Origin of the sequence: Streptomyces sp. NPDC001410 (assembly GCF_042895235.1) — a bacterium.
Taxonomy (GTDB): domain Bacteria; phylum Actinomycetota; class Actinomycetes; order Streptomycetales; family Streptomycetaceae; genus Streptomyces.
Genome location: NZ_JBIAWE010000009.1, coordinates 1 through 24,255 on the forward strand (window position 1 = coordinate 1; position 24,255 = coordinate 24,255).

Below are 24,255 nucleotides of genomic sequence, written 5' to 3' on the forward strand. Positions count from 1 at the left end.
GGAAGCTAAGCCTCACAGCGCCGATGGTACTGCAGGGGGGACCCTGTGGGAGAGTAGGACGCCGCCGAACAAATTTTGGGAAAACCCCCGCATCTCCGGATGCGGGGGTTTTCTGCGTTCAGGGTCCTTCAGGGTCCTTCAGGGTCCTTTAGGGTCGAGATATGCGCTATGACCTGATCATCTTCGACAACGACGGTGTCCTCGTGGACAGCGAGCCGATCTCCAACCGGCACCTGGCCGCCTATCTGACCGAGCTGGGGCACCCGACGTCGTACGAGGACTCCATCCGGGACTACATGGGGTCGGCGATGCATCGGATTCATGAGCTGGTCCTGGAGCGGACCGGGCAGCGGCTGCCCGAGGGCTTCGACGACGTCTTCCACGCGCGGGTGTTCGCCGCTTTCGAGCGGGAGTTGAAGCCTGTGGTCGGCGTCGATGACGTGCTGGAGAAGCTGGTCGCGGGCGGGGTGCCGTACTGCGTCGCCTCCTCCGGGAGCCATGAGCGGATTCGGGTGGGGCATCGGGCGACCGGTCTCGACCGGTGGTTCGAGGAGGAGAGGATCTTCAGTTCGCAGGATGTGGGGCGTGGCAAGCCGGCGCCCGATCTCTTCCTGTACGCGGCCGAGCGGATGGGCGTCGCCCCGGAGCGGTGTGTGGTCGTAGAGGACTCTCCGCTGGGCGTGCAGGCGGCCGTGGCGGCCGGGATGGACGTGTACGGGTTCACCGCGATGACGCCGGCCGAGCGGCTCACCGGCGCGAACCAACTCTTCTCCAGCATGGGGGAGTTGGCTGACCTGCTGGTATGACCCGAGCCATCGGCTCGGTGCTGACATTTGTCATGCGGACCTCCGGACGAACGTTTCTACTGGCGGACCCCTCCCGGCGGCGAAGCTGAGGGCATGACGAAGAACACGGGGATCCAGGGCCGGAGCGACGACCGGAAGCAGAGCCCGAGCGCGCTCGACAACTTCAGGCCGCTGCTCTTGGACGTGGCGGTGCCGCTCGGCTCGTACTACCTGTTCAAGGACGGCTTCGGGATGAGCACCTTCGCGGCGCTCGCCTGGAGCAGCGTGGTGCCTGCGGTGCGGACCCTCTGGAGCCTGGCGAGGGAGCGGAAGGTGAACGGCCTGGCCGGGCTCATCCTGGTCGTCAACGTCGTCTCGCTGCTGCTGAGCTTTGTCTCCGGCGACCCGCGGCTGATGCTCGCCAAGGACAGCGGGATCAGCAGCACCGTCGCCATCGGGATCCTGGTCTCCGTCCGGCTCGGGAGGCCGATGATGACGGCCGGCATGAAGCCCTTCCTGGTGAAGGGGGACGCGGCCAAGGAAGCCGCCTGGGAGCGGTTGATGTCCGGGGCGGTGGCCGGGTCCGCGGACTTCCGGCGCAAGGAGCGGGCGTTCTCCGTCGTCTGGGGCCTGGCGCTGCTGGCCGAGTGTGTCGTGCGGGTCGTGGGCGCGTACACCATCCCCGTCGACACCATGGTGTGGCTCGGGACGGTCATCATGGTCGGGACGATCGGGATCGCCACCGTGATCAGCGGTGGTCTGGCCGTTGGGCCGATGGAAGGGATGCTGGCCGCCGAGGTCGAGGCCGAGATCGAAGCCGAGGACAGCACGGCCGCGGCGCCCGTGGCCGCCGTCGCCGCCTGACACCCTCCGCTCGGGAAAGCTGAAGGAAATTCATCTTTGGCTGGATCTACCCACAGGTAGCCCGGGGCCCTACGCTCGCCGCCATGACTGATGTGCTGCGGCGCGGCAGGGCCTCGTTGGCGTTCAGCTTCTTCGCGCAGGGCGCCACCTTCGCGCTGCTGGTGACGCGCATCCCGGCGATACAGGACCGGTACGGCATCTCCGACGCGCTGCTGCCGGTCTTCCTGGCCGCCGTACCGATCCTCGCCGGGGTCGGCAGCGTGACGACCGAGCAGATGGTGAAGCGCATACGCCCGAGCCGGCTGCTGCGCTGGTCCCAGCCGGTCGTGCTGCTGGCCCTGCTCGGGGTCGGGGCGGGCGATGTGATGGCCGAGGTGGGGCTCGCCCTGGCCGCGTTCGGGCTGGCCGTGGGGGCGCTGGACGCCTCCATGAACATGCTCGGGGTGAGCCTGCAGCGCACGTACGGGCGCAGCATCATGCTGAGCTTCCACGCCGCCTACAGCCTGGGCGGGATCGTCGGGGCCTCGCTCGCCTGGGCCGGGGCGCACTGGCATCTCGCGCTGTGGGTGTCGTATCTGCCGGTGGTGGCCGTGCTGCTGCCGGCGACGCTGGCGGGGAGCCGGTGGTACGTCGACGGGGATGCGGCGCCCGTGGCGGAGGAACGGGGTGGTGGCACGGTCGTCTTCAAGGTGCTGCTGCCGCTGTGTCTGGTGATGACCTTCGCCTACATCGGGGACTCGACGGTCTCCAACTGGAGCGCGAAGTATCTGAAGGACGTGCTGGGCAGCTCGGAGCAGCTGGCTACGGTGCCGTACAACGTGTACATGGTGACCACGCTGGTGGGGCGGGCCATCGGGGACCTCGGGGTACGGCGGTTCGGGGCGGCCGCGGTCGTACGGCTCGGGGCGCTGGTGGCGGCCGGGGGGTTCGCGGTGGTGTCCGTGGCGCCGGACGCGTGGCTCGGGATGCTCGGGTTCACCCTGCTGGGGCTGGGACTGTGTGTGCTGGTGCCGCAGACGTTCGCGGCGGCGGGGCGGCACGCTTTTGAAAAACACGGCCCCGGGGCTTCGGACGCGGCGATCGCCCGGCTCAACATCTTCAACTACGTCGGGTTCCTGATCGGTTCGCCGCTCGTGGGGGCGCTCGGGGACGCCTGGAGCTACCGGGGCGCCATGCTGGTGCCGATGGTGTTGGTGCTGGTGACGCTGGTGTACGCCAGGTCGTTCGCGGCTCAACCGGACCGATACGGTGGCGGGCATGAGCGGCCGCGCACAGCTGATGTGGGACGAGGCAGTAACGGGCTATGACTTCGGCCCGGACCATCCGATGGATCCGGTCCGGCTGGAGCTGACCCGGAAACTGGTGGGTGCCTTCGGGCTCGACCGGGAGCTGGAGGTCGTCGCGGCGAAGCCGGCCGGGGAGTCGACGCTGCGGCTGGTCCACCGGGAGGACTACATCCGTGCCGTGAAGGCCGCGTCGGCGGATCCGGGGTCGGCGCGGGGGGCGTACGGGCTGGGGACGACGGACGACCCCGCCTTCGCCGGGATGCACGAAGTGTCCGCGCTGATCGCGGGGCAGTCGGTGGGGGCCGCGGAGGCGGTGTGGCGGGGGGACGCGCTGCACGCCGTGAACTTCGCCGGTGGGCTGCATCATGCGATGCCCGGAGGTGCGTCGGGGTTCTGCATCTACAACGACGCGGCGCTCGCGATCGCGCGGTTGCTGGAGCTGGGGGCCGAGCGGGTCGCCTATGTCGATGTCGACGTGCATCACGGGGACGGGGTGCAAGCCGCGTTCTGGGAGGATCCGCGGGTTCTGACGATCTCGCTGCACGAGCATCCCCGTACGTTGTTCCCGCAGACCGGGTGGCCGGAGGAGACCGGGGCCGGGGCGGGCGAGGGTGCCGCCGTGAACGTGGCGCTGCCGGCGGGCACCGGGGATGCGGGGTGGGTGCGGGCGTTTCACGCGGTGGTGCCGGAGCTGCTCGCGGAGTTCCGGCCACAGGTGATCGTTTCGCAGCACGGGGCCGACACGCACTTCGAGGATCCGCTGGCTCACCTTGCCGTGTCGTTGGATGCGCAGCGGGCTGTTCAGGTGGCTTGCCATGAGTTGGCGCATGAGTACGCGGACGGGAAGTGGGTCGCTCTGGGGGGTGGGGGGTACGCGGTGGTGGAGGTGGTGCCGCGGTCCTGGACGCATCTGGTGGGGATTGCCGCGGGGCGGGAGGTTGCTCCTGAGGCGGTGATTCCTGAGGGGTGGCGGCAGGAAGTGTTCGCTCGGACTCGGCAGTTGGCTCCGCAGCGGATGACTGATGGGCGGTGGCCGGTGTCGTTCGCGTCCTGGTCCTCCGGGTACGACCCTGCTGATCGGGTTGATCAGGCTGTGCTGGCTGCTCGGCGGGCTGCGTTTCCGCTGCGGGGGCTGCTGCCGTGAGCGTCCAGGGGGCTCCGCCCCCTGGACCCCCGTTTCCCATCCTCCCACCCGTCTCGGTCGGCTGAGAAGGCGCCCAAAGGGGAACCCGTTACGCCAACCGTGCGGTCTTTCCCCGTTCCCTGCGCCGTCGTACCCCCCAATGAGTCACCATCGCACCCGTGTTGACCGCCGATGCCCTCCGCGCGCATCTGCTGGCTGTCCGGATGGCCGGGGAGGTGGGCACCTCTCGGGAGGACAGTCTTCGTAGTTATCGGCTCTTCGCTGCCCGGGATCCGCGGGTGTTGATCGGGATCGATCCCGAACGGGTCTGGGGGCCTGGGGAGTTGCTGGCTCTGATGGCCGAGAAGTGTGGGGTCTCGGCCGATCCCCGGCATACGTCCGGGCCGGATGTGATCGATCCGGAGCGGACTCTCGCCGCGTTGGACGCCTTCGCCGAGCGGGTCCGGAGCGTGGCCCGGCGGGGTGCGCCGGTGCTGCTCGGGACCGGGCATCCGCATCGGCTGCTCGGGTTCTACGGCGGCTTGGCGGACGCTCTGTCGGCGGCGGGGTGTGAGGTGCTCACCCCGGCGCAGGGTCGCTGTGTCGACATATTGACCCGGTTCGGTCTACGCACGTACCACCTGGACTACGTACGAGGTGTTGCCTTGGTGCGGGAACCGGAGAGCGAGCGCCCCGGTTGTGAGCCGGGCGTTCATTGTCATTCACCGCTGCCGGTTCGGGTCGCCCTGGCGGCCGCCGCCGACGCCGGCGGGCCGCTGCCCGAGCTGGTGATCGGTGACCATGGCTGGGTCTGCGGGGCAGGTCAGCTGGGGTTTGAGGCCATTGGCCTCGCGGATACGGATGACCCTGCGCTCTTTGTGGGGGAGGCGGAGGGGGTGGTGTCCGTCGCCGTTCCGGTTGATGACGCTGTGCGGTCTGATTACTACTGGCCGCTTACCCGCTACGTACTCAATCGAGCGTGTCTGTCACAGTAGGCCGCCGATGGGTGCACCTCTTCCCCACTCGCATCACCCGCCCCTACATTGGGGAGTGAGCACGCAACGACGAAGAGTCACCGGAAGGGGAAGCCGGTGGCCGTCGAGTGCGGAAGGTTCAGGTGTGTCATGGCTGCAGCTGGCGAGAGGCCTCTGAACGAGGTTCAGTTCCTTACCGTGGCGGAGGTCGCCTCGGTGATGCGAGTGTCGAAGATGACCGTGTACCGGCTGGTGCACAGCGGTCATCTGCCCGCGATCCGGGTGGGGCGGTCCTTCCGCGTCCCGGAGCAAGCGGTACACGAGTACCTTCGCGAGAGTTATGTGGGGGTGGAGACGGCCTGACGACGCTTCCGGTAACCCCGGAAGACCCCTCGATTACGACCTCGGCGCTCGGGCGGGTAGGCTAGCCCCTCGTAGGTCGTGTGGGCCCATGGCGCCCAAACAACCGAGTGATGAGAAGTGAGCGAGGGTAGTCGTGGGCTCTGTTATCAAGAAGCGGCGCAAGCGGATGGCCAAGAAGAAGCACCGCAAGCTGCTCAAGCGCACGCGCGTTCAGCGCCGCAACAAGAAGTAAGCGGCGCCGCGAGAGCGTGTCCCTGTGGCCCCCTGTCCGTAAGGGCGGGGGGCCACAGTCATGTCCGGGGGTACTCGGTCCGGACCAGGGGTACTCGGCATATTCCGATTGGGGAATTTCCGTCACCTCGTGCATCGGGCGGTCATCACAGCGCAACATCGACCCGCTAGGTTGGCCGCACACGGGTATCGCGGGAAGGAAGGCGCTGATCTTGGGGAAGGTCGTGCTCGTCACCGGAGTGGCCCGGCAGCTGGGCGGCCGGTTCGTGCGGCGGATCCAGCGGGACCCCGAGGTGGATCGGGTGATCGCCGTGGACGCGGTGCCGCCGGCGCACCATCTGGGTGGGGCCGACTTCATCCAGGCCGACATCAGACAGCCCACCATCGCCCGGGTGCTCGCCGAGACGGGCGCCGACACGGTCGTCCACATGGACGTGACCGGTACCGCGCTGGGCAGCGGCAGCCGGGCCACGGTCAAGGAGACCAACGTCATCGGCACCATGCAGTTGCTGGGCGCCTGTCAGAAGTCGCCGACCGTGCAGCGGCTGGTGGTGAAGTCCAGTACGAACGTGTACGGGTCCGCGCCGCGGGATCCGGCCGTGTTCACCGAGACGATGCCGCCCAAGTCGCTGCCGAGCGGCGGGTTCGCGAAGGACGCGGTGGAGGTCGAGGGGTATGTGCGCGGGTTCGCGCGACGGCGGCCGGACGTCGCCGTGTGTGTGCTGCGCTTCGCCAACATCCTCGGGCCGACCGCGGACACCCCGCTCGCCTCGTACTTCGCGCTGCCGGTCCTGCCGACCGTGTTCGGCTACGACCCCCGGCTGCAGTTCGTGCACGAGGACGACGTCATCGAGGTGCTGCGGATCGCCTCCCACGAGCCGCGCCGGGGCACGCTGAACAGCGGCACGTTCAACATCGCCGGCGACGGCGTGCTGCTGCTCTCGCAGTGCTCGCGGCGGCTCGGGCGGCCCATCGTGCCGCTGCTGCTGCCCGCGGTCACCTGGGCCGGTTCCCTGGTGCGTACGCTGGGCATGACGGACTTCTCGCCGGAGCAGATCCGGTTGCTCACCCACGGTCGGGTGGTGGCCACGGACCAGATGCGCGAGACGCTGGGCTTCCGGCCCAAGTACACGACGGCGGAGACGTTCGCGGACTTCGCGCGCAGCCAGGGACCCGGGCTGCTGCCGCCGGAGGCCCTCGCGGGGGCCGTCGACCGGATCGCCGCGCTTGCCGCGAAGGGCAGCGGGCACCTTCCGACGCAGAGCGCCAATTGAGGAGCGCAGCAACGATGGCGGACGCCAAGGTCATTCCGTTCGACGACGACCGGTCCCGTGGGGGCGCCGCCCAGCGGCCCTCGCGGCGCCGGAGCGCGGGCAGCAGGCGCGGCGCGGTCGGTGAGTCCGCGCCGGTCCGGGAGGTCCAGCCCCTGCCCACCAGGGCCGCTGAGCAGGATGATGTCTCTGTGACCGGGGAGGATCAGCCGTCTGCCGGGCCGCGGCACGACGGTGGGCTCGAACGCCGTATCGCGAGCGGCCTGGCCTTCCTGCGCCGCCGGCTCACCGGGGACTACGAGGTCGACGACTTCGGTTACGACGAGGAGCTGACCGACCAGGTCCTGATGTCGCTGCTGCGGCCGGTGTACGAGAAGTACTTCCGGGTCGAGGTGAAGGGCATCGAGAACATCCCGGCCGAGGGCGGGGCGTTGATCGTCGCCAACCATTCCGGGACGCTGCCGCTCGACGGCCTGATGATGCAGGTCGCCGTGCACGACAACCACCCGGCGGACCGCCATCTACGGCTCCTCGCGGCGGACCTGGTCTTCGTCCTCCCGGTGGTCAACGAACTCGCCCGCAAGCTGGGGCACACCCTCGCCTGCGCCGAGGATGCCGAACGGCTGCTGGGGCAGGGGGAGCTGGTCGGGGTGATGCCGGAGGGCTTCAAGGGCATCGGGAAGCCGTTCGGCGAGCGGTACAAGCTGCAGCGGTTCGGCCGGGGCGGTTTCGTCTCCACGGCGCTGCGGCAGGGCGCGCCGATCATCCCGTGCTCGATCGTCGGGGCCGAGGAGATCTACCCGATGATCGGCAACTCCAAGACGCTTGCGCGGGTGCTCGGTTTTCCGTACTTCCCGCTGACCCCGACCTTCCCGTGGCTGGGGCCGCTCGGGGCGATCCCGTTGCCGACCAAGTGGACGATCCAGTTCGGGGAGCCGATTGCGACGGACGGCTATCCGCCGGAGGCGGCCGAGGACCCGATGCTGATGTTCAACCTGACCGACCAGGTCAGGGAGCAGATCCAGCACACGCTTTACAAGTTGCTGGTGCAGCGGCGGTCGGTGTTCTTCTGAGAGGTGTACGGCAACGGGGGCGCCCCTGCTCGGAAAGGGGCGCCCCCGTTGCTGTGTTTCCTGTGGGGCTACTAGGTCGCGTCCTCGCCGTCGATGCCCAGGCCGGGCAGCAGGCCCGGGAGGAGCGGCGGGAGGGTGACGTCCGGCTCGGTCAGCGGCGGTTTGGTGGTGGACGTGGTGCCGCCGTCGTCGCCGATCTTCGGCGGGTCGAGCAGACCGCCCGTGTCGCCCCCGATCAGGCCGCCTCCGCTGTCGCCCGTGGCGGAGCCGCTGGGGCTGCCGGAGCCGCCCGCGTGCTTGCCGGCGGAGGGGGTGCTGCCGGAGCTGGGCGCGGTCGCGCGGTGGGTGCCGGAGGTGCCGGTGGACGCCGAGCCGGAGCCCTGTCGCGTGCCCCCGCCGGTCTGGGCGGGCTGCTGCGGGAGCAGGGACTGCAGCGGGGCGACCTCTTCGTCTATGGCGTCGAACACCGACGACACCTGCTGTTTGACGTCTCCCAGCTGCACCGGCAGCTTGTCGCTGAGCAGGCTCCAGGCCTCGCGGTGCGACCGGGAGAAGGCGTCCAGGGCCTGGATGGGGCCCAGGGAGCCGGGGTCGCGCTCATAGGCCGCGTGCAGCAGGCGGTGGCCTTCGGTCACGTCCTGCTGCATGCCGGACAGGGTGCGGCGGATCTCGCCGATGGACTCGTGGTCGAGGTGACCGCCGCGGCCGCGCTCCATCAGCCGACGGGCCTCGCTCAGCCGGGTGGAGGCCTGGTCGAGATAGGTCTGGCCGCGCTCGTCGTCTCCGTCGCTCAGGTAGTTGAGTTTGATGTCCTCGATGCCCCGCTTGAGGCCGTACAGCGAGTCGCCGGGCAGTGCGTCGGAACTCGCGGCGGCGACCCCGCCGAAGGCTCCGGCGGCCACACCGACGCTGAGCCCGCCCGCTGCGAGCCCCTTGGTCAGCCTCGAACGCGGGCGCAGCTTGCCCAGCGGGCTCGCCCGGTGCGCCCCCCGGCCACGGCCGCGCTGCTCGGGCACTGCCGCACCTGCCGCCCCGGTCCCCTCCTTGAGCATGGCCTCCATCGCGGCCACCAGTTGGGCGCGCTGGACGACCTTGACCTCGGGGTCGAGCTGCGGCCTGGGCAACGCGCCGAGGCCCGCCGCGAGGGCCAGCAACACGCCCCGCTCGGTCCCTTCCTCGGCGGTCGGCGGCGGATCCGCCACCGCTGCGGACTGCTCGGCCGCCGTGTCCCGGTCGGACTGCTCCTCCAGGGCCTGGGCGAAGGCGTTCGCCCGCCGGTGGGCCGATACGTTCGCGATCACAGGCGGCACCTCCTCTCGTCATCACCGTCGACTCCCCAGGGGGTCCTGAGGGTTGCACGCCCACGACCACTTCCACTCGATCGAGCGATCAGGGTCGGCCAGGACGTGACCACAGGGAGCCTGTATCCCGCACAACGAGCGGCTCGGCACTTGGGTTACGGACGGCGGATGATCGGGTCAGATTGGCAACGGGCGTTCACGGAACGTGAGTTGAACGTCGCCTGCCGTCGCCCTGAGTGGCGGACGGCAGTGGGCCTCAGCGGGCGTCGTCCGGCAGGAGCCGGGCGAGGGTGCGCACGGCCCGGTACTGGAGGGTCTTGATGGCGCCCTCGTTCTTGTTCATCACCCGGGCGGTCTCGGCGACCGAGAGGCCCTGGAGGAAGCGGAGCGTCACGCACTCCTGCTGCTGGGGGTTGAGCCGGCGTACGGCGTCGAGGAGCGCGGCGTTGGAGAGGGACTCCAGGACGGAGTCCTCCGGGGAGCGCTCGACCTCGTTGGCGTCGAGCATCTCGCCGGTGGTGACCTCCAGGCGGAACCGGCTGGACTTGAAGTGGTCCGCCACGAGGTTCCGGGCGATCGTCACCAGCCAGGCGCCGAAGTCGCGGCCCTGCCAGGTGAAGGTGCCGATCCTCCGCAGCGCCCGCAGAAAGGTCTCACTGGTGAGGTCCTCGGCGGTCGCCTTGCCGCCCACCCGGTAGTAGATGTACCGGTACACCGTGTCGCTGTACTGGTCGTAGAGCCGTCCGAAGGCCTCGGCCTCGCCGGACTGGGCGCGCTCCACGAGGTCCATCATCCGGGCGCTGTCACTGTCGGCGGCCGGCCGGCGGGCGGTCGTGGCACCGGACGTGCGGCCGCGTCTGCCGACAGCCGCGCTTCCCTCGGCCAGTGCGTAGCACGGGCCGACGGGCGCTGCGGCGGTGGCGAAGGCGGGGACGGCGTACGCGGTGGGGACGACGCCGCGCAGCGTCTCTTTGACCGCCGCGACTGTTGCGCGCAGCGTAGCCAGGCCCGAGGCGTCAACCCCGACGTGTGGGTACACGGGACTCCCAGAGGCAGAGCTTCCATCACGTGCAGTGCGGGACCTTTCACCCGTCGTAGCGACGGAGGGGTACCGGTTTGCGTCTGAGGAGAATAACGCTTCGTGCAGGCACTGCTACACCGAGTTGCTCAAATCATCGATTGCGTCGCTTCTGTAACCGATTGACGCCCCTTCAAGTGCCGTAGATTGATCGGTCGTTGATCGGAAAAGGGTGGGTTTCGGCGAAGTGGGGGGCGTGTTGGGGAAACGCGGGCACAATCCGGCGGCAGACATCACGATTCGGCACCCATGGGCACATGACAAGTGGCCCGGCGTTGCGCCCGGGCGTGACTGGGAGCGCCCCGAAGGGGCGCGGGGCTGATCGACAGCTCTACGGCGAGTACCCGCTGATCACGCGCGGGACTAGCGACGGCGCCGGCTCAGTGCGATCGCTGCTGCGGTGCCACCGGCGACCGCGCCGACGCCCGCTGCCGCCGGGATGCCCACCTTCGCCGCCTTGCGGCCCGTGCGGTAGTCGCGCAGGCGCCAGTCCTTTTCGCGGGCGTGTCTGCGCAGTTTGGTGTCGGGGTTGATCGCGTAGGGGTGGCCGACCAGGGACAGCATGGGGATGTCGTTGTGGCTGTCGCTGTAGGCGGCGCAGCGGGAGAGGTCCAGGCCCTCCGCGGCGGCCAGGGCGCGTACCGCCTCCGCCTTGGCCGGGCCGTGCAGCGGTTCGCCCACCAGCTTGCCCGTGTAGACGCCGTCGACCGACTCCGCCACCGTGCCGAGCGCGCCCGTCAGGCCGAGGCGGCGGGAGATGACCTGGGCGATCTCGACGGGGGCGGCCGTGACCAGCCACACCTTCTGGCCCGCGTCCAGGTGGGCCTGGGCGAGGGCCCGGGTGCCCGGCCAGATGCGGTCGGCCATGTACTCGTCGTAGATCTCCTCGCCGATCGTCTCCAGTTCGGCGACGCGGTGGCCCTTGACGATGGAGAGGGCGGAGTCGCGGGCGTCCTGCATGTGCTCGGGGTCCTCGACGCCGGCCAGCCGGAACCAGGCCTGCTGCCAGGCGAACCTGGCCAGGTCGCGGGTCTCGAAGAACTTCCGCTTGTACAGGCCCCGTCCGAAGTGGAACAGCGCGGCGCCCTGCATCACGGTGTTGTCGAGGTCGAAGAAGGCGGCGGCCCGGTCGTCGCCGATCACCGGGAACTCCGGTTCCTGCTCGGCGGCCTGCGCGGCCTCCTGCGCCTCCTGCGCTTCCAGCGAGGACTTGCGGGCGGCCTCCGCCGAGGCCTCGCCTGCCAACACGCTCCGCGCCGTGGCGGAGCGCCTACGGGGAGTGAGCCATCCGAGAGCGGCCATGGCGTGAGCATAGCCAGTTTGTTCGGTGGTTCCGGAGTCGAGAGGTTGGAAGGGTGTGAACTCTCCGCGTCCGCGTCGTTAAAGAAGCGCGAGAATGGCCGACATGAGTCCCCTCTTCCGGCGTAAGGCCGCCCCGCAGGAGCGACTGGTCACGCTCATCCGCAAGCCCGGCTGCCATCTGTGCGACGACGCGCAGGCGGTGATCGAGAAGGTCTGCGGCGAACTCGGCGTCCCCTGGGAACAGAAGGACATCACCCAGGACCCGCAGCTCCACGACCAGTACTGGGAGCAGATCCCCGTCGTCCTCGTCGACGGGGAGCAGCACACCTTCTGGCGGGTGAACGAGGGCCGCCTCCGCAAGGAACTGACCGACTAGTACAAGTCCGCGCCGAACGTCCCTTAGGATCGACGGCGGTTTGGTCTCGGGGGCGGGATTCACGAGGAGTGTGTCGGTTTTGCCCCCAGGAAGGGCCCAGGGATGACGCGCGTGACCCCGGTCACGTTGGCCGGGCAAATCGGACACCATCTTTGTGCACGCGTTCACAAAGACATAGCCTGCTGTCGACGGGGCGGTCTGGGGACGTATGACCGCCTGCAGCCCCGCTCAACCCGCAGGAGCACCGTGGCAACTGGCCGAACACACCGACCGGCGACCCGTAGCCGAGGGATTCCCGAGGCCACCGTCGCCCGGCTTCCGCTGTACCTCCGAGCCCTGACCGCACTGTCGGAGCGCTCGGTACCCACGGTCTCCTCCGAGGAACTGGCCGCCGCGGCGGGGGTCAACTCCGCCAAGCTGCGCAAGGACTTCTCGTACCTGGGCTCCTACGGAACGCGCGGTGTCGGCTACGACGTGGAGTATCTCGTCTACCAGATCTCCCGTGAACTCGGCCTGACCCAGGACTGGCCGGTTGTCATCGTCGGTATCGGTAACCTCGGCGCCGCCCTGGCCAACTACGGCGGCTTCGCCTCCCGTGGCTTCCGGGTCGCAGCGCTGATCGACGCCGACCCGGCGATGGCCGGAAAGCCGGTCGCGGGCATCCCCGTCCAGCACACCGACGACCTCGAGAAGATCATCAAGGACAACGGGGTCTCCATCGGTGTCATCGCCACCCCGGCCGGTGCCGCCCAGCCGGTCTGCGACCGGCTCGTGGCCGCCGGGGTGACCTCCATCCTGAACTTCGCGCCGACCGTGCTGTCCGTCCCGGACGGCGTCGACGTACGCAAGGTCGACCTCTCCATCGAGCTGCAGATCCTCGCCTTCCACGAGCAGCGCAAGGCCGGCGAGGAGAGCGCCGAGGGCGGCCCGCTGCCCGCGGCCGCTCCCCAGGGCGCGGCCGCCGACGATTCCGCCGACCAGGGACCCGACGGGGACGTACCCGCCGTGATGCCGGCATGAGTCTCCTCGTCGTGGGTCTGAGCCACCGCAGCGCCCCGGTCAGCGTGCTGGAGCGGGCCGCGCTGAGCCCGGACGCCCAGGTCAAGCTGCTCCAGGACACGGTCGCCGCCGAGCCGGCCACCGAGGCCGCGGTGCTCGCCACCTGCAACCGCATCGAGCTGTACGCCGACGTGGACAAGTTCCACGCCGGTGTCGCCGAGCTGTCCACGCTGCTCGCCCAGCACAGCGGAGTCGGCCTCGAGGAGCTGACGCCGTACCTCTACGTGCACTACGAGGACCGGGCCGTCCACCACCAGTTCTCGGTGGCCTGCGGTCTGGACTCGATGGTCGTCGGCGAGGGGCAGATCCTCGGGCAGATCAAGGACTCCCTGGCCCGCGCCCAGGAGCTGCACACCGCGGGCAAGCTGTTGAACGACCTGTTCCAGCAGTCCCTGCGGGTCGGCAAGCGGGCCCACTCCGAGACCGGCATCGACCGGGCCGGCCAGTCCCTGGTCACCTTCGGCCTGGAGCAGCTGGCCGCGGGCGGGGACGTCGAGGAATGGGCCGCGGGCCGCCGGGCCCTGGTCATCGGTGCCGGGTCGATGTCGTCCCTGGCCGCCGCCACGCTCGCGCGCGCCGGGGTGGCCGAGGTCGTCGTCGCCAACCGCACCGTCGAGCGCGCCGAGCGCCTCGCACAGATCCTGACCGAGGCCGACGACACGACGGTGACGGCCCGTGCGGTACGGATGGACGCCGTGCCGGACGAGCTGACACGTGCCGACGTCGTCGTCTCCTGCACCGGCGCCACCGGCCTGGTCCTGACGGCCGAGGCGGTCGCGCAGGCGGTCGAGGGCCGCACCGGGCAGCCCGTGGCCGACCTCGCCGACGATGCTCGTACGACCGTGAAGCCCGCGCTGCCGGCCACCGGCGTCGCCGCCGAGGAGAACTGCCCGCTGGACCTGGCCGCCGTACAGGGCGCCACCGGCTTCTCCGTGCATGGCGAGGCCGCCGTGGCCGGCATGAACGCGGCCACCCTGGAGCAGCACGCGGCCTGGGTCGCGGGCGGCACCGTGGACCGGCGCGAGGCAGCCCGGCGCAGCCCCGAGGTCGACGCCGAGCTGATCACCGCGCTCGCCGCGACGGCCGCGACCGTCGGCCGTATCCCCGAGCGCCGAAAGCCGGAACCGGCCGCCGTCATCCCGCGCCCGGCCCCGGCCGTGTTCTTCCTCGACCTCGCCATGCCCCGCGACATCGACGCGGCCGTGCACCGGCTGGCCGGGGTGCGGCTGGTGGACATCGAGTCCCTCGCCGAGGCCTCCGCGGACGCGCCGATGGCGGCCGACGTGGACCAGGTCCGGCGTATCGTCTCCGACGAGGTCGCGGCCTTCGGCGCGGCACAGCGGGCGGCACACATCACGCCGACCGTCGTCGCGCTGCGCGCCATGGCCGCCGACGTCGTCGCCGGTGAGATCGCGCGGCTCGACGGCCGCCTGCCCGACCTGGACGAACGCCAGCGCGGCGAGATCAGGCAGGCCGTGCACCGAGTCGTCGACAAGCTGCTGCACGCGCCGACCGTACGGGTCAAGCAGCTCGCGGCCGAGCCCGGCGGCGCCGGGTACGCGGACGCGCTGCGCACCCTGTTCGACCTCGACCCCGAGACGGTGGCCGCCGTCTCCCGGGCCGAGGACAGCACAGACAAGAAGGACCGACCGGCATGACTGAGAAGGCACTGCGACTGGGGACGAGGCGGAGCAAGCTCGCCATGGCCCAGTCCGGGCAGGTGGCGGAGGCCGTGAGCCGGGTGACCGGCCGGCCCGTCGAGCTGGTCGAGATCACCACGTACGGCGATGTCTCCCGCGAGGCGCTCGCGCAGATCGGCGGTACCGGTGTGTTCGTCACGGCGCTGCGCGACGCGCTGCTGAAGGGCGAGGTGGACTTCGCGGTTCATTCGCTCAAGGACCTGCCGACCACGCAGCCCGACGGGCTGGTCCTGGCCGCGATCCCCGAGCGCGAGGACCCGCGGGACGTGATCGTCGCCCGGGACGCGCTGAAGTTCACGGACCTCCCGCGGGGCGCCCGCATCGGTACCGGCTCCCCCCGCCGCATGGCGCAGCTGAACGCGTACGCGCGCGCCCACGGCCTGGACATCGAGACGGTCGCGATCCGCGGCAACGTCGACACGCGGATCGGATACGTCCGCGACGGCGAGCTGGACGCCGTCGTACTGGCCGCCGCCGGACTGAACCGGATCGGCCGGATCGACGAGGTCACCGACTTCCTGTCGGTCGACACGGTTTTGCCCGCCCCCGGCCAGGGGGCCCTGGCGATCGAGTGTGCCGCGGACAACGCGGACCTGATCGCGGCGCTCGGCGAACTCGACGACCCGTTCACGCGGGTCGCCGTGACCGCCGAACGGTCACTGCTCGCGGCCCTGGAGGCCGGCTGCAGCGCCCCCGTGGGCGCGCTGGCCGACCTGCTGGCCGACGGGGAGATTGTCAAGGAAATGCGCCTGCGGGGCGTCGTCGGCACGACCGACGGCACCCGCATGGTGCAGCTGTCCACCACCGGTCCCGTGCCCCAGACGGATGACCAGGCGATGGCACTCGGTCGCGAACTCGCCACCGAGATGCTCGCCCAGGGCGCGGCCGGTCTGATGGGGGAGCGAGCACATTGAGCCCCACCACCCTTCCCGCCGGTCCGGAACACGGGCACGTCACCTTCCTCGGTGCCGGACCCGGGGATCCGGGACTGCTGACTCTGCGCGCAGTGGAGGCACTGTCGAACGCGGACGTCCTGATCGCCGAGCACGAGGTGCTCGACGTGATCCGGACGCACGCCCGGCAGGGCGTCTCCGTGGTGCGAACGGACGGGGATTCCTCCTCGGTGTCGCCGCCGGGCGCGGGCACGCCGCAGCTCACGGTCGTTGACGGTGCGTCAACAACCGCTGCGGTCCCGTCCCCTGCCCGGGATGCCGCTCATCTTGTCATGGAGGCCGCGCGGGGCGGCAGGCGGGTCGTCCGTGCGGTGTCCGGGGACCCGGGACTAGATACGTACGCGGCCGAGGAAATGCTCGCCTGCGCCGACGCCGGTGTGCCCTTCGAGGTCGTACCGGGTGTGGCGGCCGCGGTCGGCGTGCCCGCGTACGCCGGTGTACCGCTGCGGGACGCGCAGGGCGCGGACGTCCGGTTCGTGGACGCCCGTACCGCCTCCGACCGGTGCTGGACGGAGGTGGGCGCCTCCGACGGCACGGTGGTCGTGTCGACGACGCTGGACGCGGTGGCGGCGGCCGCCGGCGAGCTGGTGTCGGCGGGCCGCAAGCCGGACACCCCGATGTCGGTCACGATCGCCGGTACGACGACCCGTCAGCGGACCTGGACGGCGACGCTCGGCACCGTCGCGCAGACGCTGAAGCAGGCGAAGGCGCTGCCCTCGCCGGACGGCGGCCGGCCGGTGATAGCCGTGGTCGGCGAGCGTTCCGCCGCCGCCCGGCGCGACCAGCTGTCGTGGTTCGAGTCCAAGCCGCTGTTCGGCTGGAAGGTGCTCGTGCCGCGCACGAAGGAGCAGGCGGCGTCGCTCTCCGACCAGCTGCGGTCCTACGGCGCCGTGCCGCACGAGGTGCCGACGATCGCCGTCGAGCCGCCGCGGACGCCCCAGCAGATGGAGCGGGCCGTGAAGGGGCTCGTCACCGGGCGGTACGAGTGGATCGCCTTCACCTCGGTGAACGCGGTCAAGGCCGTGCGGGAGAAGTTCGAGGAGTACGGGCTCGACGCCCGTGCCTTCGCGGGCATCAAGGTGGCCGCGGTGGGCGAGCAGACGGCCCAGGCGCTGGTCGACTTCGGTGTGAAGCCGGATCTGGTGCCTTCGGGGGAGCAGTCCGCCGCGGGTCTGCTGGAGGACTGGCCGCCGTACGACCCGGTCTTCGACCCGATCGACCGCGTCTTCCTGCCCCGCGCCGACATCGCCACCGAGACCCTGGTCGCCGGGCTCATCGAGCTGGGCTGGGAGGTCGACGACGTCACGGCCTACCGGACCGTGCGGGCCTCGCCGCCGCCGGCGGAGACGCGGGAGGCGATCAAGGGGGGTGGCTTCGACGCCGTTCTCTTCACGTCGTCCTCGACTGTCCGGAACCTGGTGGGTATCGCGGGCAAGCCGCACAACGTGACCGTGATCGCGTGCATCGGTCCGGCTACGGCGAAGACGGCTGAGGAGCATGGGCTGCGGGTCGATGTCATGGCTCCGGAGCCGTCCGTGCTGAAGCTGGCGGAAGCGCTGGCCGACTTCGGCCTGAAGCGGCGCGCTGCCGCGCTGGAGGCGGGGGATCCGGTGACGCGGCCGAGCGAGCGGCGGCCCGGGGCGCGTCGGCGCCGTACGACGACCTGAGGTACCAGGGGGCTCTGCCCCCTGGACCCCCGTTTTGCCCACGCCCACCCGCCCACCCGCCCACCGACACTGTCGGCTGGAGGGCGTCCGAGCGGTCTGAACCGTCAGTTGCGAAGCGCGCGGCCTGCCGCTGTCCGGCCACTCTTCGGCCGACCGAGTCGTAAGAGGCCCACTTCTCGACCGGCCGAGACGGGTGGGTGTGGTGGGCCAGCGGGGGTCCAGGGGGCGGAGCCCCCTGGGTGCTCGGCGTCGACAGGCCGTCGGCAAGAGGAGGCCGCGCCCGGGCGTAGCGTAGAAGCCATGACGAAGTACGGATCTTTCCCCGGTACGCGTCCCCGGCGGCTGCGCACCACCCCCGTCATGCGGCGAATGGTCGCCGAGACCCGGCTGCACCCGGCCGACTTCATCCTCCCCGCCTTCGTCCGGGAGGGCGTCAGCGAGCCCGTGCCGATCGCGGCCATGCCCGGTGTCGTCCAGCACACCCGCGACAGCCTGAAGAAGGCCGCCGTCGAGGCGGTGGAGGCCGGAGTCTCCGGGATCATGCTGTTCGGCGTGCCGGAGGAGAGCAAGAAGGACGCGCTCGGCACTCCGGGGACCGATCCGGACGGGATCCTCCAGGTCGCGATCCGCGATGTGCGCGCCGAGGTCGGCGACGACCTGCTCGTCATGTCCGACCTGTGCCTGGACGAGACCACCGACCACGGGCACTGCGGTGTCCTCGACGCGCAGGGGCGGGTCGACAACGACGCCACCCTGGAGCGGTACGCCGAGATGGCCCAGGTGCAGGCCGACGCCGGCGCCCATGTGGTCGGCCCCAGCGGGATGATGGACGGTCAGATCGGGGTCGTCCGCGACGCCCTGGACCAGATCGGCCGCGAGGACGTCGCGATCCTCGCCTACACCGCCAAGTACTCCTCCGCCTTCTACGGCCCCTTCCGCGAGGCCGTCGCCTCCTCGCTGCAGGGCGACCGCAAGACGTACCAGCAGGACCCCGCCAACTGGCGCGAGTCCCTGCGGGAGCTGGAGCTGGACCTGGCCGAGGGCGCCGACATGGTGATGGTCAAGCCGGCCGGTCCCTACCTCGACGTCCTGGCCCGGGTCGCCGACAGCGTGGACGTGCCGGTCGCCGCCTACCAGATCTCCGGTGAGTACTCGATGGTCGAGGCCGCCGCCGAGAAGGGCTGGGTGGACCGAGACCGGGCCATCTTCGAGACCCTGACCGGCATCAAGCGGGCCGGGGCGCGGAACATCCTCACCTACTGGGCGACCGAAGCGGCGCAGAAGCTGCGCTGAGGGACACGGTTCGAGATCGTTCCGGTTCCGAAAGGGCGGCGGACCGGCCTCGGTGCGGCTGCGGTTCGGAAACGGAACGAACTCGGTTTCGGTAACGTCCGGCGGCCGTACCGGGAACGGTAGGCGATCATGGGCGGACCTGCCCCGAATGCGAAGTTCCGGACGTTCTTCGACGCGAATGACGCGTCCGCCTCAAACCCCTAATCTCTGCGCCTGGCCTGATCCGTTCCGGAGGGTCTGAACGTCGATCCCTGGGGGGTTGCCATGAGCTATTTCATCGAGGCGCTGAAGAAGTACGCGGTATTCAGCGGGCGCGCGCGCCGCAAGGAGTACTGGCTGTTCATGCTGTTCGCGTGGATCATCTACATCGCGCTGGCCGCCATCGCCGCCGTGGCCCACACGCCCGCCATCGTGGCCATCGCCGTGGTCTTCCTGCTGCCGGCCCTGGCCGTCACGGTGCGCCGACTGCACGACACGGGCCGCTCCGGCTGGATGATCCTCATCGGGATCGTGCCGCTGATCGGCTCCATCGTCCTGCTGGTCTTCTACTGCTCGGACAGCCAGGCGGGCGCGAACAAGTACGGCCCGAACCCGAAGGAAGCCCCGGCGTTCGCGTAACGCCCCGCGAGTCGCCGTCCGTCGTCCGGCGTCCGCACACCGAGGCCGCCCGGGCCGTTGCCCGGGCGGCCTCGACGGTTCACCAGCCGGCGATGTCGTCCTGGTTCTGCTGCCAGTACGTGACCTTCAGCGAGCTGTCGTAGTACACGCCCTTCGCCGGCAGTGCCGGGGTCGCGGAGGCGCCACCGCTGCTGTTGGGGGTCATCCCCTGGAAGCCGACGGTCAGCTTGTGGCCCGTCATGCCGCCCTCACCGCTTCCATCGGCGGCGGAGAGCAGGACCGCCGCGTACCCGGACTCGCCGGGCGCGAGGGTCGTCACGGCCTGCGGGTGGGTCTGCTCGTCGGCCTGCGGGACCCACTGCATCTCGTCGAAGCGCAGGACGGGGAAGTAGGTCAGGTCGCAGTACTTCGAGCCGGTGTTCCTGACCGTGATGAGCATGTGGTTGAGCGGTCGGGACACCGACTGCGCGGTGACCTTGGTGTTGGAACCGTTGCACAGGACCCGGTTCTTCGGGTCCGTCGGGTCCGAGGAGCCGCCCGAACCGGCGGATCCCGAGCCCGAGGAACCGGTGGATCCCGAGCCCGACGACGTCGAGGAGCCCTTGGCGGAGCCGGACGAGCCCGAAGTGGAGCCCGAACCCGTCGACTTGCCGGAGGCCGGCATGGCGGTGCCCTTGCCGTCCGTGGTCGCGGCCGCCGCCGAGGAGGTCTTCGAGGAGGGCGTCGAGGCACCTTCGTCCCTCGTCCCCGTGCCGCTGCCGCACGCCGTGAGGGCGAGCGCGGTGAGGGCGACTCCGGTGACCGCGAGCAGGTGGGTACGGCGGGTGCGCATGGCTGGTCTCTTCTCTCGTCCGAGTGGTGGCGTGCTTGGATGGCCACAGCTTGTGGGGCGGTCCGTCCCGCCTGCCACACCTGGCGGACGATCAGGGACGCTGGAATGCCCGCATAGGCTCTGAGCTGCGGAAACATCCCTTCCCTGGAACGCGGGGACGGGACACGGGGACGGGGAGGAACAGTGCCGGACAGCACTGCAGGCGCCGCTTTCGCCGAATTGCTACGGGAGTTGAAGGACCGGTCGGGGCTCAGCTACGGCGTCCTGGCCAAACGGCTCCACATGAGTACGTCGACGCTCCACCGGTACTGCAACGGGGACGCCGTACCGACCGACTACGCCCCTGTGGAACGCCTGGCCCGCCTCTGCAAGGCCTCACCGGACGAACTGGTCGAGCTGCACCGGCGGTGGGTGGTGGCGGACGCGATGCGGGGTCGGGGCAAGACGGAGGCACCCGAGCCGGGGCCGGCGGGGAACGCGCTTGAGCCCGAACCGGATTCGCCGGCCGAACCGGATTCGCCGGCCGAACCGGATTCGCCGGCTGAGGCGGTTGCCGAGTCGTCTCCGAACGCGCCTGCCCCGACCGCTCGTCGTCGTACCCCTACCGTCGTCGTCGCCGGGATCGCCGTCGCCGCTGTGATCGGTGCCGTCACGCTGGCCGTGAACCTGACCCCGGGCAGCTCGGACGCCGGGGACGGACGTCCCCTCGCGGCGGCCTCGACGCCGGGTCACGCGACGGCGGACGGGCACACCTCCACGGCACCGCACACCCGCACCTCGCCGCCCGCTTCCCCCTCCGTCTCCGCGTCACCATCCGGGTCACCCTCCGCGTCGGCCGAGGGCGGACCGAAGACGGACGGCAAGGGCAGGGCCGAGTCCGGCGGCGGCGCCTCCGACGCCGCTCCGCTGACGGTGGCGACCAGTGCGTACACCTGGGACAGTCCCTGCGACGGGCGTTACTTGATCAACCGGCCTCCGACGGAGGTGGCCCCGCCGCCGACCGAGGAGGACGCGACCGCCTGGGTGGCCGCGCACGGCGCCGTCTCCTCGGGGAAGCAGGAGGTCACGCTCACCGTGCAGGGCACCGGCAAGAAGACCGTGATCGTGAAGAGCCTGACGGTCCGTACGATCACCAAGCGCACGCCGCTCGCATGGAACGACTACGTCATGGCCTACCCGGGCGTCGGCTGCGGCGGAAACGTCCCGACCCGCTCCTTCACCGTCGCGCTCGACTCCGCGCGCCCCGCCGTCCAACCCGAGGCAGGGCACCGGGACTTCCCGTTCAAGGTCAGCGAGTCGGACCCCGAGGTGTTCCACATCACGGCCGAGGCCTCGGCGTACGACGTGAGCTGGTCCCTGGCGCTGACCTGGTCCAGCGGCTCCCGCCACGGCGTGCTGCAGATCGACAACCACGGCCGGCTGTTCCGCACGAGCGGCAACAACGGGCGCCCCGGCTACGAGTTCCCGCTGGGCGGCTCGGGGTGGGTCAAGGAGGGCACCACCAAGTTCTGAGAGTGCCCGCCGCTCAGCCGCCGGGGCCCTGCGGATAGGTCTGCACGATGTACGCCCAGCGTGCCGCACCCACCACCAGGAAGAGCAGCGAGGGCGCCAGCCACCATCGGCTGAGGGTCTGGCGCCGTACGGGCAGCAGGGCGAGCAGGAACGTGACGACGCTGAGCGCGATCAGCAGCGCCGAGGCGACCTCGATACCGGTCAGCGTCGATTCGTCCCAGGCCCCTTGCGGCTGGGTCACGAGTGCCGCGTACGCGACGTAGGCGCTGAGCAGGTTCGCGAGGACGAGGATGACTCCCCATGGCCCTCGCAGCAGGACGGTCACTTCAGGGCGCTCCTCGCGTCGTCCAGATTCTTGTCGAAACCACGGCCGTAGGCCTGGGCCTTGTCATCCTGCCAGTAGGAGCGGCCAGGAACTCCTGGTCCTGTACTGAGGGTGGCGGCCGGTGCGGACGTCCGGATCGCGAAATGACCGGTGTAGGCAGCATGTAACTCCCTAGGCTGCGGACGGAGACGACCTCCCGGAGCCGAAGGAGAGCCGACCATGTCCGTTGCCGAACCCGCGCCGCCCCGCGCCGCCGTTCCGCCGCTTGCGGCCCGTGCCCGCAGCGTGGGCGGATCGCCCGTCCGGGACATCCTGGCGGTCACCGCACGCCCCGAGGTGATCAACTTCGCAGGCGGTCTCCCGGCGCCCGAAATGTTCGACCACGAAGGCATAGCGGCCGCGTTCCGGGACGTGCTGGCGGAGACCCCCGCGCAGGCGCTCCAGTACGCCACCACGGAGGGCGAGCCGGTCCTCCGGTCCAAACTGGCGGACCGCATCACCGCGTTCGGCCTGCCCACCGCCCCTGACGACCTACTCATCACCACCGGCTCCCAGCAGGCCCTGTCCCTGCTGGCGACGGCGCTGATCGAGCCCGGCGACACCGTGCTGGTCGAAAGCCCCTGCTATCTGGCGGCACTTCAGGTCTTCGGGCTGGCGGGGGCGCGCGTGGTGGCCGTGCCCGGGGACGAGGACGGGGTCGACCCGGCGGCGCTGGAGGAGGCGGTGCGGCGCGAGCGCCCGAAGCTCCTCTACCTCGTCCCCACCTTCCAGAACCCCACGGGCCGTACGATGCCTACCCCGCGCCGCGAGGCCGTCGCCGCCGTGGCCGCCCGCCAGGGGCTGTGGATCATCGAGGACGACCCCTACGGCGAACTCCGCTACGACGGCACCCGCCCGCCCTGGATCGCCGCCTGCCCCGGCGCCGAGGACCGTGTCGTCCTGCTCGGCTCCTTCTCCAAGGTCATGGCGCCCGGCCTCCGCCTCGGCTGGCTCCGCGCCCCCGCGGAACTCCGGCGCGCGTGCACGGTGGCCAAGCAGGCGGCGGACGTGCACACGGCGACCCTCAACCAGCTGGCCGCGGCCCGCTATCTGCACGTCCTGGACGCCCACGTGGCCCGCGTCCGCGCCGTCTACGGCGAACGCCGGGACGCCATGCTGGCAGGCCTCCCCGACGCCCTCCCCGAGGGCTCCACCTGGAGCCGGCCCGAGGGCGGCATGTTCCTGTGGGTCCGCCTCCCGGAGTCGTACGACACCACGGCCCTGCTCCCGGGCGTGGTGAAGCAGGACGTGGCCTACGTCCCCGGCGCCCCCTTCTACGCCACCGCCCCCGACCCCTCCACCCTCCGCCTGTGCTTCGTCACGCAGACACCCGAGGAGATCGCGGAGGGCCTGCGGCGGCTGGGCAGAGGGCTGCGGGGCTGAGTTCCGCCGGCGGGCGTCAGTCCCACCAGAAGGACCAGGTCGGCTCGCCGATCAGCCCCTTGGCGTACGCACGCAGCGCGTCCGGGCCGTTCTGCGTGACGTTGTCCGGGCAGAACGCGAAGTGCTCCGCCGCCACCGCCTCGGCCTCGGCCAGGGTGGCCGGCGGCGCCGCGACGGAGACGGTCAGCGTGTCGAAGGTCAGCGCCACCACCCGTATACCGAAGCGGTCCTCCCAGGAACGGAGGACGGTGCACAGCCGGGCAACGTCGTCCTCGTAGTTCAGCGGCCCCGACCAGCCGATCGCCGCGGGGATGTCCGCGGACCGCCGCGCCGGAACGAGGGCGAGGTGAGGGTCCTTCAGCCATGCCCGCGTGCCGTCCGTCAACGAGTTCGCTACCTGGGCGGCACGGGTGTCCGGATCAGCGGTGGGGGACAGGGCGGGCGCAAGACCGGGCCACTCGATCCCGAACGGCTCCGCCTCCTCGGCCAGTTCCTCCTCCGCGCAGTCCTCCCAGTACTCCGCGAGGACGTCCTCGGCGTCATGATCGCCCGGGTACGACACCTCGTCCGGCGCCAACCCCCAGTTCACCGGCCCGCCCTGATCGTCCTGCACATCCACCAGCACGGGAAGGAGCCCGGCACGCGCGGCCGGTGCGCCCAACGCCTTCCAGGTGCCGGGCGCGGCCGCCTTCTCCGCATGCCACAACAGCGGCTCGTGCCAGGGGCCTTCGTCCGTCGCGTCGATCAGCCTGCCGGGCGGCAGCTGCAGCCCGAGGGACCGACCACTCGGGTCCGTCGTCAACTTGGGCAGCGGGTTGGGAAGAGTCGCCATGTCAGTGACTGTAAG

The 24,255-nt window shown here is 70.6% G+C and carries 24 protein-coding genes; 18 read left to right on the top strand and 6 right to left on the bottom strand.

All coding sequences use genetic code 11. From position 1 onward, the window contains the following. Window positions 1–161 precede the first annotated feature (161 nt). From ACFY3C_RS20420 to ACFY3C_RS20460, 9 genes are all read left to right on the top strand, one after another. Complete coding sequence (locus ACFY3C_RS20420) at window positions 162–806, top strand: HAD family hydrolase (protein ID WP_390771756.1); 645 nt, start codon at window positions 162–164, stop codon at window positions 804–806. 93 nt (window positions 807–899) lie between these two features. Beyond that, on the top strand, window positions 900–1,649 hold the full coding sequence (locus tag ACFY3C_RS20425; protein WP_386576961.1) for a VC0807 family protein: 750 nt from the start codon (window positions 900–902) through the stop codon (window positions 1,647–1,649). An 83-nt stretch (window positions 1,650–1,732) separates the two neighbouring features. Then, a complete protein-coding gene (locus ACFY3C_RS20430; RefSeq protein WP_390771757.1) occupies window positions 1,733–2,956 on the top strand; it encodes an MFS transporter in 1,224 nt (407 codons plus the stop codon). Next, window positions 2,907–4,079, top strand: a complete 1,173-nt coding sequence (locus ACFY3C_RS20435; protein WP_390771758.1) for an acetoin utilization protein AcuC — start codon at window positions 2,907–2,909, stop codon at window positions 4,077–4,079. The genes ACFY3C_RS20430 and ACFY3C_RS20435 overlap by 50 nt, the downstream gene beginning before the upstream one ends. Window positions 4,080–4,237: 158 nt before the next feature. Continuing rightward, on the top strand, window positions 4,238–5,053 hold the full coding sequence (locus ACFY3C_RS20440; protein WP_390771759.1) for a phosphatase: 816 nt from the start codon (window positions 4,238–4,240) through the stop codon (window positions 5,051–5,053). A gap of 129 nt (window positions 5,054–5,182) precedes the next feature. Beyond that, a complete protein-coding gene (locus ACFY3C_RS20445; RefSeq protein ID WP_004984898.1) occupies window positions 5,183–5,395 on the top strand; it encodes a helix-turn-helix domain-containing protein in 213 nt (70 codons plus the stop codon). 133 nt (window positions 5,396–5,528) lie between these two features. Continuing rightward, window positions 5,529–5,627 carry a 30S ribosomal protein bS22 gene (locus tag ACFY3C_RS20450; protein ID WP_003948845.1) on the top strand — a complete coding sequence of 33 codons (99 nt, stop codon included), beginning with the start codon at window positions 5,529–5,531 and terminating at the stop codon, window positions 5,625–5,627. A gap of 211 nt (window positions 5,628–5,838) precedes the next feature. Next, window positions 5,839–6,900 (top strand): NAD-dependent epimerase/dehydratase family protein, encoded by a 1,062-nt coding sequence (locus tag ACFY3C_RS20455; protein ID WP_390771760.1) that lies wholly within the window; start codon window positions 5,839–5,841, stop codon window positions 6,898–6,900. 14 nt (window positions 6,901–6,914) lie between these two features. Further along, complete coding sequence (locus ACFY3C_RS20460; protein WP_390771761.1) at window positions 6,915–7,970, top strand: lysophospholipid acyltransferase family protein; 1,056 nt, start codon at window positions 6,915–6,917, stop codon at window positions 7,968–7,970. 71 nt (window positions 7,971–8,041) lie between these two features. Here the strand turns inward: ACFY3C_RS20460 and ACFY3C_RS20465 are convergent, their stop codons facing one another. The 3 genes from ACFY3C_RS20465 to ACFY3C_RS20475 all read right to left on the bottom strand — a co-directional run bounded on the left by ACFY3C_RS20465 (window position 8,042) and on the right by ACFY3C_RS20475 (window position 11,651). Next, the gene (locus ACFY3C_RS20465; RefSeq protein WP_390771762.1) at window positions 8,042–9,271 is read right to left on the bottom strand and encodes a DUF5667 domain-containing protein; all 1,230 of its coding nucleotides are present in this window, start codon (window positions 9,269–9,271) and stop codon (window positions 8,042–8,044) included. Between the two features lie 256 nt (window positions 9,272–9,527). After that, window positions 9,528–10,310, bottom strand: coding sequence for an ECF subfamily RNA polymerase sigma factor, BldN family (locus tag ACFY3C_RS20470; RefSeq protein WP_389187076.1), 783 nt, complete (start codon window positions 10,308–10,310; stop codon window positions 9,528–9,530). 402 nt (window positions 10,311–10,712) lie between these two features. After that, window positions 10,713–11,651 carry an HAD family hydrolase gene (locus tag ACFY3C_RS20475; protein ID WP_386576969.1) on the bottom strand — a complete coding sequence of 313 codons (939 nt, stop codon included), beginning with the start codon at window positions 11,649–11,651 and terminating at the stop codon, window positions 10,713–10,715. Between the two features lie 94 nt (window positions 11,652–11,745). Between ACFY3C_RS20475 and ACFY3C_RS20480 the strand changes: the two genes are divergently transcribed. The 7 genes from ACFY3C_RS20480 to ACFY3C_RS20510 all read left to right on the top strand — a co-directional run bounded on the left by ACFY3C_RS20480 (window position 11,746) and on the right by ACFY3C_RS20510 (window position 19,317). Further along, window positions 11,746–12,027, top strand: coding sequence for a glutaredoxin family protein (locus tag ACFY3C_RS20480; protein ID WP_386576970.1), 282 nt, complete (start codon window positions 11,746–11,748; stop codon window positions 12,025–12,027). A gap of 246 nt (window positions 12,028–12,273) precedes the next feature. Next, window positions 12,274–13,047 (top strand): redox-sensing transcriptional repressor Rex, encoded by a 774-nt coding sequence (locus tag ACFY3C_RS20485; RefSeq protein ID WP_386576971.1) that lies wholly within the window; start codon window positions 12,274–12,276, stop codon window positions 13,045–13,047. Next, the gene (locus ACFY3C_RS20490; protein ID WP_390771763.1) at window positions 13,044–14,744 is read left to right on the top strand and encodes a glutamyl-tRNA reductase; all 1,701 of its coding nucleotides are present in this window, start codon (window positions 13,044–13,046) and stop codon (window positions 14,742–14,744) included. Before ACFY3C_RS20485 ends, ACFY3C_RS20490 begins: the two co-directional genes overlap by 4 nt. After that, window positions 14,741–15,700: a hydroxymethylbilane synthase gene (gene hemC / locus ACFY3C_RS20495; protein WP_386576973.1), complete on the top strand. Its 960-nt coding sequence runs from the start codon at window positions 14,741–14,743 to the stop codon at window positions 15,698–15,700. Before ACFY3C_RS20490 ends, hemC begins: the two co-directional genes overlap by 4 nt. After that, window positions 15,697–17,406 (top strand): uroporphyrinogen-III synthase, encoded by a 1,710-nt coding sequence (locus tag ACFY3C_RS20500; RefSeq protein WP_386576974.1) that lies wholly within the window; start codon window positions 15,697–15,699, stop codon window positions 17,404–17,406. The genes hemC and ACFY3C_RS20500 overlap by 4 nt, the downstream gene beginning before the upstream one ends. A 300-nt stretch (window positions 17,407–17,706) precedes the next feature. Beyond that, window positions 17,707–18,699 (top strand): porphobilinogen synthase, encoded by a 993-nt coding sequence (gene hemB, locus ACFY3C_RS20505; RefSeq protein ID WP_386576975.1) that lies wholly within the window; start codon window positions 17,707–17,709, stop codon window positions 18,697–18,699. A 264-nt stretch (window positions 18,700–18,963) separates the two neighbouring features. After that, window positions 18,964–19,317 (top strand): DUF805 domain-containing protein, encoded by a 354-nt coding sequence (locus tag ACFY3C_RS20510; RefSeq protein WP_386576976.1) that lies wholly within the window; start codon window positions 18,964–18,966, stop codon window positions 19,315–19,317. A gap of 79 nt (window positions 19,318–19,396) precedes the next feature. Here ACFY3C_RS20510 and ACFY3C_RS20515 read toward each other — a convergent pair whose 3' ends face one another. Then, complete coding sequence (locus ACFY3C_RS20515) at window positions 19,397–20,149, bottom strand: DUF4232 domain-containing protein (protein WP_390771764.1); 753 nt, start codon at window positions 20,147–20,149, stop codon at window positions 19,397–19,399. A gap of 183 nt (window positions 20,150–20,332) precedes the next feature. Between ACFY3C_RS20515 and ACFY3C_RS20520 the strand changes: the two genes are divergently transcribed. Then, complete coding sequence (locus ACFY3C_RS20520; protein WP_390771765.1) at window positions 20,333–21,661, top strand: helix-turn-helix domain-containing protein; 1,329 nt, start codon at window positions 20,333–20,335, stop codon at window positions 21,659–21,661. A 13-nt stretch (window positions 21,662–21,674) separates the two neighbouring features. On the opposite strand, the gene ACFY3C_RS20525 is transcribed toward ACFY3C_RS20520, so the two are convergent. Then, window positions 21,675–21,986 carry a hypothetical protein gene (locus ACFY3C_RS20525; RefSeq protein ID WP_390771766.1) on the bottom strand — a complete coding sequence of 104 codons (312 nt, stop codon included), beginning with the start codon at window positions 21,984–21,986 and terminating at the stop codon, window positions 21,675–21,677. A gap of 219 nt (window positions 21,987–22,205) precedes the next feature. On the opposite strand from ACFY3C_RS20525, the gene ACFY3C_RS20530 reads away from it, so the two are divergent. After that, on the top strand, window positions 22,206–23,408 hold the full coding sequence (locus ACFY3C_RS20530; protein ID WP_390771767.1) for a PLP-dependent aminotransferase family protein: 1,203 nt from the start codon (window positions 22,206–22,208) through the stop codon (window positions 23,406–23,408). A gap of 16 nt (window positions 23,409–23,424) precedes the next feature. Here the strand turns inward: ACFY3C_RS20530 and ACFY3C_RS20535 are convergent, their stop codons facing one another. Continuing rightward, on the bottom strand, window positions 23,425–24,240 hold the full coding sequence (locus ACFY3C_RS20535; RefSeq protein WP_390771768.1) for a DUF4253 domain-containing protein: 816 nt from the start codon (window positions 24,238–24,240) through the stop codon (window positions 23,425–23,427). Window positions 24,241–24,255: the final 15 nt, after the last annotated feature.